Here is a 1,562-nt window from a genome sequence, read left to right as displayed (position 1 = left end):
ACTTAAAGCTGCTGATATTGTGGGTTTGTGTGTGGGAACTCGCCCAGACTGTGTGCCTGACTCGGTATTGGATTTGCTGTCAGATTATGTAAACCAAGGTTATGAAATTTGGCTCGAGCTAGGTCTTCAAACTGCAAATAACGATACGCTCAAACGCATCAACCGCGGACATGATTTTGAATGTTATGCGGAGATCACTCAGCGAGCTCGAGCCTTAGGGATCAAAGTTTGTACTCATTTGATTGTTGGATTACCGAAAGAAACCCGCGACGATAATATTGAAACGCTGCAAAAAGTGCTGGCTGTGGGCACTGATGGCATCAAGTTACATGGCCTGCATATTGTGGAAGGCAGTACGATGGCGAAAGCTTGGAGAGCTGGCAGATTAGAAGCTCCTAGATTGGAAGAATATGTTGCGATTGCCAGTGAAATGATTCGTATGACGCCCGCTGATGTTGTGTTTCATCGTGTCTCTTCCGCAGCTCGTCGTCCAACGTTGTTGTCCCCGCTTTGGTGTGAAAACCGTTGGTTAGCCATGACTGAAATTGGTCGCGCATTAAATAAAGATGGCGCTCAAGGCAGCTTAATAGGAAAACCTTTTATCTACACGAAGCCGGAATTAAAAGCAGATTGCTCAATAAATAACTGATATATTTTTAGCAGTTTGCTTTATAGGTGGAAAAATGGATCAGTTACTTAATTGGCTTTGGAATGGGCAGGAGAGTTATGGATATATTGTCCTGCTATCGATAGTCAGTGCGATTGCGATTGCGCTTATCTACTTTCGTTTCCAAAACGCACTTAAGCAGCTTATTACTGATTCGCCTTATCCAGTGCTGGTGCTAGATGCCAGCCATGGACAAATCCTACTTTCGAATCAAGCAGCGATGCAGTTGCTTGGCATTCGCTCACTGGGTACAGGCTTTTTGTACCCAGCCTTGTTTGAGCTTCACAAACTCTCTTCGTTGCTTGATAGTTTTTCCAGTCGCTATTTCCGTCACCAAGTCTTTGATTGGCGTTTATCTGAAAACGAATCCATTAAGGTTGAATTGTCCGGCCGAAAGAGTTTGCTACGTGGTCATCGTGTTTGGATCATGTACGCGCAACCTTATCAAGTCACTTTACAAGAGCAGCAGCAAGAGTTGGCGCAGTTAGAGATGGCTCGCTCAGCGCTAGATTCGCTGTCCGAGTTGATCTGCTTGCAAGATTGCCAAGGTAACTTATTGACGACGAATCGTGCCTTTGACCAGTTTTGGGAGGGGCGACGAGAAGAAGCCATCACTGCAACGGCGAGCCGAGTCGCTACCCGTAAAAGTGAACGCAAATGGACGACGGACACGCAAGGTCGCAGCTGCTTGCTTGAAGTGAATTTAAGCTCGTTAGTATCGCCAAGTGGTGAGCTACTCGGAACGTTGTCTATTAGTCACGATGTGACGGAATGGCATAAGATTCAACAGAACTTACGTGATGAAATGGAGCGTCGTAAAGACACTGAAGTCGCTTTGGCTCAGCGTGACACCATTCTTCAAACAATCTTAGATGCAAGCCCTGACTCTATCGGT

2 protein-coding genes are annotated in these 1,562 nt (G+C 45.9%); both read left to right on the top strand.

Annotated elements, in window-relative coordinates:
• Nucleotides 1–649: TIGR01212 family radical SAM protein (locus R7Z49_RS23245; protein WP_318112098.1), on the top strand; the 649-nt coding region annotated here is incomplete at its 5' end.
• A gap of 34 nt (nucleotides 650–683) precedes the next feature.
• On the top strand, nucleotides 684–1,562 hold an 879-nt coding region (locus tag R7Z49_RS23240), incomplete at its 3' end, for a PAS domain-containing protein (RefSeq protein ID WP_318112096.1).

The organism is Vibrio sp. 1562, assembly GCF_033340155.1.
Classification (GTDB): Bacteria; Pseudomonadota; Gammaproteobacteria; order Enterobacterales; family Vibrionaceae; genus Vibrio; species Vibrio alginolyticus.
The sequence above is the reverse complement of the archived record's forward strand: the minus strand, read 5'-3'. Positions and strand labels throughout refer to the sequence as shown.